This window comes from Mesorhizobium sp. M4B.F.Ca.ET.089.01.1.1, from assembly GCF_004022605.1.
Taxonomy (GTDB): Bacteria; Pseudomonadota; Alphaproteobacteria; order Rhizobiales; family Rhizobiaceae; genus Mesorhizobium; species Mesorhizobium abyssinicae.
The window spans coordinates 1-6,123 of sequence record NZ_RZOS01000359.1 but is presented as its reverse complement, the minus strand read 5'-3'; the positions used below and the strand labels follow the sequence as shown (position 1 = coordinate 6,123).

The window sequence follows — 6,123 nt, the reverse complement described above, 5'->3', positions numbered from 1 at the left end:
GAAGGCGACCGTGCCGTCGGCCTCTTCGCGCCAGAATTTCGCCCGCTCGATGCCGGGCAAAAGCTTGCGGCAGTTGGGACCGATGGTCAGCAGCGTCAGCCCGCCCGACACTTCGGCGCCGCGCCGGACGGCGCAGGCCGCTTCGTCGCCATTGGCCGTCAATCGGTAGGTGCTCGACGGGGCCGTTTCGCCGGCGTTGCTTTCGCCGCTGCCGGCATGAAAGAGCTGGGCGCCACCCGCCACCGCGGCAACCGCCACCAAAACGGGAAGCACTTTCACCCTGTCTCTCCGTACATTGAGCGCGCGAGCGCGCCTCAAACCTGACCGACCATTCGGCTCTGCTTATGCATAACGAAGTATGCATAGTGATTCCAAATGGTTAACCGTTCGCTAAGAAATATGGCGGGGAGCCGACCGGGGTCAGCCGCGCGGCTTGACCTCAACCGTCTCCGGCACCGGGGTCAGCGGCCGGCGCTCGCTGAACCAGGAGATGAGATTGTCGACGCACAGATCCGCCATGGCGCGACGTGTGTGCTCCGACGCCGAGCCGACATGCGGAAGCAGCGAAGTATTGGGCGCCTCGAGCAGCGCCCTCGGCACGTTCGGTTCGTCGGCAAAGACATCGAGTCCGGCGGCGGCGATGGTGCCGTTGGCAAGGGCGGCGGCAAGCGCAGCCTCGTCCACCGTGCTGCCGCGGCCGATGTTGACGAAGACGCCGTTCGGGCCGAGCGCCGACAGGATCTCGGCATTGATCGCCTTCTCCGTCGCGGCGCCGCCCGGCGCGATGCAAATCAGCGTGTCGACCGCCTCGGCCAGGCCTTTCAGGGTCGCGTGGTAGCCGTAGGGCAGGCCCTCGACCTTGCGGCGGTTGTGGTAGGAGACCGGCAGGGCGAAAGCCTCCAGCCGGCGGGCGACCGCGAGGCCGATGCGGCCCATGCCGAAGATGCCGACGCTGCGGCCGCGCAAGGTGAGCCGGCTCAGCGGGTAGTGGCCGGTCTTCACCCAGCCGCCGTCGCGCAGCCATTTCTCGGCGGCGTACATTTCGCGCACGGTGTTGATCAGCAGACCGATCGTGGTGTCGGCGACCTCCTCGGTCAGCACGTCCGGCGTGTTGGTCACCATGATGCCGTTTTGCCCGGCATGGCGGGCGTCGACCGAATCATAGCCGACGCCGAAATTCGCGATGATCTCGAGCCGGGGTAGTGCGTCCATCAGGGCTGCGTTGATGCCGCCGAAGCAGGCGATGCCGCGCACCGTCTCGCGCATCTCGTCGGTGACCAGCGACGGATCGGCCCGCTCGATCCCGATCCGCCGGAACGTGCGATCGATGCGGCCGACGGCATGGTCGTTGAAATGGCCGGGCACCAGGATGGCGACCGGCTGCTGTTCGGTCTTGGTCATGCCCGCTCCACCGGCTTGCCGGTCGACTGGCGCACATGCAGTTCCGGCTTGATCAGTTCCTGCGACGGCCGCACCGTCTGTCCATTCAGCTTGTCGAGCAGCGCGCTGGCGGCGCGGCGGCCGACCTCGCGCTGGCCGTTCCAGACCGTCGTCAATGCCGGTGTCGCGATTGCCGCCTCCTCGAGATCGTCATAGCCGGTGACCGAGATGTCGACGCCCGGCACCAGGCCGGCGCGGGCGATGCCGTTCATCAGGCCGATGGCGACGAGATCGTTCCAGCAGCAGGCGGCGGTCGGCTTGTCTTTCAGCGCCAAGAACTGGCCGGCGGCCTCGAACCCGGCCTGTTTGGTGCGCGGGCCGGCGATGCGCCAGGACGGCCTGACCTCCAGCCCCGCCGCCTCCATGGCGTTGAGATAACCCTGGTAACGGTCGCGGCCGGTCGACGTCTGGTCGGTGCCGCCGATCATGGCGATGCGCTTGTGGCCGAGCGAGATCAGGTGGTTGGTGGCCAGCGCCGTGCCATAGGCGTCGTCGCCGCGGAAGACCGGCACGTCGGCCCCGGCGACGCTGCGCGCGATCAACACCGCCGGCAGGCCGTTGTCCTCGGCCATGACGATGTCCTCGGCCGGCGTGCCGATGGCCGGCGACATGATGACGCCGTCGGCGCCGAGCTGCAGCAGCGTGTCGATGAAGGTGCGCTGCTTTTCGAGCTGGTCGTAGTGGTTGGACAGGATGAAGGTCTGCCGGCTGCGGTCGAGCTCGCTTTCGATCGAACGCAGGATCTCGGCGAAGAACGGGTTCATGATGTCGTGCACGACGACGCCGACAATGCCTGAGCGCGAGGTGCGCAGGCTGGCGGCGCGGCGATTGTAGATATAGCCGATGGCGCGGGCGTGTTCCTTGATGCGGTCGCGTGTGCTGCCCGCCACCAGCGGGCTGTCGCGCAGCGCCAGCGACACCGTGGCCGTGGACACACCGAGCGCATCCGCGATCGTCGAAAGCTTGATCTTCTGTGCCAGCCCTTCGCTCCCCGAACCGATTTAAACTGTTTAAAGGCGGCTCTTATGCCATCGATCCCCGGCAAATCAAAGTTTTTTTGCCAGGGCTTCGGCCTCTGCGTCCAGCGTCGCGCTGTTGCGCAGGCGAAGCCGGTGTTCGCGATGAATGATGTAAAGGCCGCTGGCGACGATGATGGCAGCCCCCAGCAGCGTCCAGCGGTCGGGAAACTGGTTGAAGATGATCCAGCCGGAAATGATCATCCACACCATCTGCGAATAGGGGTAGGGGGCGAGCGCCGTGGTGGTCGCCAGGCGATAGGCCTGCACCAGCAGCCAATGGCCGGTGGCGCCGAACACGCCGAGCATCAGGAGGATGAACCAGTGCCACCCGTCATGCGGCAACGACACTGAGAACGGCAGCATGGGCAACAGCAGCACGGTCGGCGCCAGTGCCGAGAACAGGATCAGGCTTTCCGAGCTTTCCGTAGCCGACATGCGGCGGGTCATGATGACATAGAAGCTGTTCGACAGCATCGAGCCGAGCGCGAAGAGATGGCCGATGCCGAACACGCCGACGCCCGGCCGGGTGATGATCAGCACGCCGACGAAGCCGGTGAGGATCGCCAGCCAGCGCCGCCAGCCCGCCCATTCGCCGAGCAGCGGACCGGCAAGCGCGGTGATCACCATCGGGCCGAAGAAGTAGATCGATGTCGTCTCCGCCAGTTGCAGGGTTCGCAGCGCGAAAATGTTGCACATGGTCGAGCCGAACAGGAACGCGCCGCGCAGGATATGCGCGGTCAGGTTCCTGGCGCGAAAACGCGACGGCTCGCGCCAGCCGCGCAGGAACACGCCGACAAGCAGCACATGAACGACGAAGCGAGCCCAGGCGACGATCAGCGCCGAGACGCCGGCCAGCACCAGATATTTGCTGCTGGTGTCGAGAAAGGTGAAGCAGACATACACGCACAGCATCAGCAGCATCGCCGCCGGCGGCGTTGCGCTGTCGTCTTGATTTTTGGGAATGCTCAAGGTCGGGCCGAGGAAAGGTAGACGCCACCTTTTGCGGCAATCGCCGCTGGCCGGCAAGCCAAAAGCGACTGGCCCAACAAGCGTCCCCGGACAGGCTCAGTCCAGGCGCTCCGTGGACCAGCGCCTGCGGGCTTCAATCATGACTGCATGCGGGCGCCCTTGACGATCTTGTCGACGAGCTTCTTCTCGGCACGCAGCGCGATGCCGACGACCCTGGCGTCATCGGGCGCAAATTCGGCGAAGACGGCGCGGTTGGCGGCGTCGTGCCCGGTCGAAAACATCTCCTCGACATAGGCCGATGTCGTCACGCCGCGCTCCAGCGCCCGGCGATGGATCGCATTCAGCGTCGGTCCGTCCGCCGACAGCACGATCACCGGCTGGATCGACAGCGGGTTGTAGATGTTGCCGGCACGGTCGCGGTAGGGCTCGCCGATGATCTCCGGGAACTGGGCAACGATGCCGCTGGTGAGGAAGGCGGTGACGTTGAGCTTTTGCCAGACGGCGAGATCGTCCCTGAGCACGATTGCAAATTTCGTATCGAACACCAAGATTCAAGTCTCCGGGAGGCGGCCTGTGACAGGCCTGGATGAAGCGATGCCACACGATCTAGCCGCGGAGCCTGTGCAGGGTCTTGAACGTTCGTGCTCGGGCGAGGTCACCGGGGACCGTATCGTGTCGGCGCCGGCAGGCACCGGCATCGAGCGCATCGAGGCGCGCTTCCACGGCAATGCCTTCGAATTGCACCGTCACGACACCTATGCCATCGGCGTCACGCTGCACGGCGTCCAGCGCTTCCGCTATCGCGGCGCGCTGCGGCACAGCCTGCCCGGCCAGGTGATCGTGCTGCATCCCGACGAGTTGCACGATGGCGGCGCCGGCACGGAGGACGGACTGCGCTACAGGATCCTGTATCTCGAACCGTCGCTGCTCATCGATTGCCTGCGCGGCGCGCCGCTGCCTTTCGTTGAGGATGCGGTGGTGAGTGATCCGGCGCTGCGCGGCACGCTGCTGTCGGCGCTGGCGCCGCTGGAGGAAGAATTGGACGAGCTGTTCGTCGCCGATTTCATCGCGCGGCTGGCGCGGAACCTCGGTCGACATGCCGGGCAGCCGGCGAAGCCGATGGGAAAGACGGCATGGCGCGCCGCAGCACTTGCGCGCGATTATCTCGAGGAGAATGCCGGGCGGCCGGTGCGGTCAGGTGAACTGGAAGCCGTTACCGGCCTCGACCGCTACGCGCTCTCGCGCCATTTCCGCGCCACTTACGCCACCAGCCCGCATCGCTTCCTTGTGATGCGCCGGCTGCAGCGGGCGCGCCGGATGATCGAGGCGGGCGAGCCGCTGGCCGAAATCGCCGTTGCCGCCGGCTTCAGCGACCAGAGCCATTTCAACCGACATTTCAAGAAGGCGTTCGGGCTAACGCCCGGGCGTTGGTCGAGCTTGGTTCGAAGCGCGACGCGCAGCGTCGTCGCTCAACCGCGAGACGCCCAGTGATAGCTCTCAGGCGCGACGTGCAGCGTCGTCGCCCTTCCGCTAAGCCGCCGATGCTTGGGTGCTACTTGGAGCGACCATGCTCACCGCGTCGCTCGTTAAAGGGCAACGCTGGCGCACTGCACCGCGACGACGCTGCGCGTCGCGCTTACGCGTCGCTGCGAGACGCGTCGCTCGTTAATCATCCAGCTCGGCGTCGTCGTCGATGAGCACCAGATCTTCGTTCGAAAGATTGGCTTCGACCCGGGCGAGCAGTTTGAACAGCGCCTTCTGGTCCTTCTTGTCGAGGCCCTTCAGCGCCTGCTTCTCGGTCTTCTTCACCGATTTCTCGATGGCGTGGATGATGTCGCGGCCGGTATCGGTGAGGAAGATGTGGGCCTGGCGGGCATCGGCGTTGGAGGCGCGCTTTTCGAGAAAACCCTGCGCCTGCAGCCGGTTGATGGTCTTGGTGATGGTCGGCGGGCGCACCCCCAGGCGGCCGGCGAGGTTGCCGGGCGTCTGGCCGTCCTCGCGGTCGAGCGCCAGCATGATCTGGTCCTGCCCGGCATAGAAACCATGCGCCAGAAGACGCGCTGCGAGCGCCGTGCGCGCCAGTCGCGCCGCCGAATGCAGCCGGCTCATTGTCGCTGTCTTGTCCGCCTTGGCCATGGTCATCCCTCTTCGGCCGAACCGGTGCCGACAGCATAGAGGCTGCCTGCCGGTTGGCAATCGACGATCAAAAAGAATCCGGCTTGCAGCACAGCTTTGCCGGCAAGCATTGCGATGTCCGCCGAGGTGATGCCAGATGATTATTTCAGTTAGATGACAAACGACTTTTCCCCTGCGGGAAGGCTTTCCGGCGGGCGCGTCGAGGCGTGCAAAGCCGAGCCTCAGCCGGACTTCACCGCGACGACCAGCAGCGCCTGGTAGGCGTCCGCCGCCTCGCGCAAGGCCGCCTGCGCCAGCGGTCCCGCGCGTCTCGCGATGCCGTCCCGCGCATTCGACGTGTCGCGCTTGCCGGCGCGCTCGGCATAGGGCGGCACGGTCGCAAAGATCTGATCGCTGAGCGCGTCGGGGAAGAACAGCTGGCCGGTCATCGTCGAGCTGTCGTCCAGGAAGATCTTGAAGTGGATATGGGTGGTGCGGCCGCGATACCACCCGGGATAGATGGTGGCGAAGGACACGATGCCGCGTTCGTCTGTTTTCTGCCAGCCGCGCAGGAAAGTCT

At 65.7% G+C, this 6,123-nt stretch carries 7 protein-coding genes and 1 pseudogene; 1 reads left to right on the top strand and 7 read right to left on the bottom strand.

Annotated elements, in window-relative coordinates; all coding sequences use genetic code 11:
* The 5 genes from EN780_RS25590 to EN780_RS25570 all read right to left on the bottom strand — a co-directional run.
* The coding region (locus EN780_RS25590; RefSeq protein ID WP_128275676.1) for a hypothetical protein at nucleotides 1–279 on the bottom strand (279 nt) is incomplete at its 3' end.
* A gap of 141 nt (nucleotides 280–420) precedes the next feature.
* Entirely contained in the window at nucleotides 421–1,401 is a 981-nt protein-coding gene (locus tag EN780_RS25585) for a 2-hydroxyacid dehydrogenase (protein WP_128275675.1), read from the bottom strand.
* Nucleotides 1,398–2,420 (bottom strand): LacI family DNA-binding transcriptional regulator, encoded by a 1,023-nt coding sequence (locus EN780_RS25580; RefSeq protein WP_127285869.1) that lies wholly within the window; start codon nucleotides 2,418–2,420, stop codon nucleotides 1,398–1,400. The genes EN780_RS25585 and EN780_RS25580 overlap by 4 nt, the downstream gene beginning before the upstream one ends.
* Before the next feature lie 66 nt (nucleotides 2,421–2,486).
* The gene (locus EN780_RS25575; RefSeq protein ID WP_187331356.1) at nucleotides 2,487–3,371 is read right to left on the bottom strand and encodes a DMT family transporter; all 885 of its coding nucleotides are present in this window, start codon (nucleotides 3,369–3,371) and stop codon (nucleotides 2,487–2,489) included.
* Nucleotides 3,372–3,565: 194 nt separating this feature from the next.
* Nucleotides 3,566–3,973 carry a DUF2000 family protein gene (locus EN780_RS25570; protein WP_127285867.1) on the bottom strand — a complete coding sequence of 136 codons (408 nt, stop codon included), beginning with the start codon at nucleotides 3,971–3,973 and terminating at the stop codon, nucleotides 3,566–3,568.
* A 49-nt stretch (nucleotides 3,974–4,022) separates the two neighbouring features.
* Between EN780_RS25570 and EN780_RS25565 the strand changes: the two genes are divergently transcribed.
* Complete coding sequence (locus tag EN780_RS25565; protein ID WP_127392659.1) at nucleotides 4,023–4,919, top strand: AraC family transcriptional regulator; 897 nt, start codon at nucleotides 4,023–4,025, stop codon at nucleotides 4,917–4,919.
* Between the two features lie 174 nt (nucleotides 4,920–5,093).
* On the opposite strand, the gene EN780_RS25560 is transcribed toward EN780_RS25565, so the two are convergent.
* Nucleotides 5,094–5,564 (bottom strand): MarR family winged helix-turn-helix transcriptional regulator, encoded by a 471-nt coding sequence (locus tag EN780_RS25560; RefSeq protein WP_127392660.1) that lies wholly within the window; start codon nucleotides 5,562–5,564, stop codon nucleotides 5,094–5,096.
* Nucleotides 5,565–5,785: 221 nt separating this feature from the next.
* Nucleotides 5,786–6,123 (bottom strand): annotated as a pseudogene (locus EN780_RS25555) (protocatechuate dioxygenase); the annotation flags it as partial.

Bases quoted from the DNA above. Each gene is read 5' to 3' on its own strand.
- EN780_RS25565 (WP_127392659.1), top strand. From the start codon at position 4,023: ATGCCACACGATCTAGCCGCGGAGCCTGTGCAGGGTCTTGAACGTTCG.
- EN780_RS25560 (WP_127392660.1), bottom strand. From the start codon at position 5,564: ATGGCCAAGGCGGACAAGACAGCGACAATGAGCCGGCTGCATTCGGCG.
- EN780_RS25585 (WP_128275675.1), bottom strand. From the start codon at position 1,401: ATGACCAAGACCGAACAGCAGCCGGTCGCCATCCTGGTGCCCGGCCAT.
- EN780_RS25575 (WP_187331356.1), bottom strand. From the start codon at position 3,371: ATGCTGTGCGTGTATGTCTGCTTCACCTTTCTCGACACCAGCAGCAAA.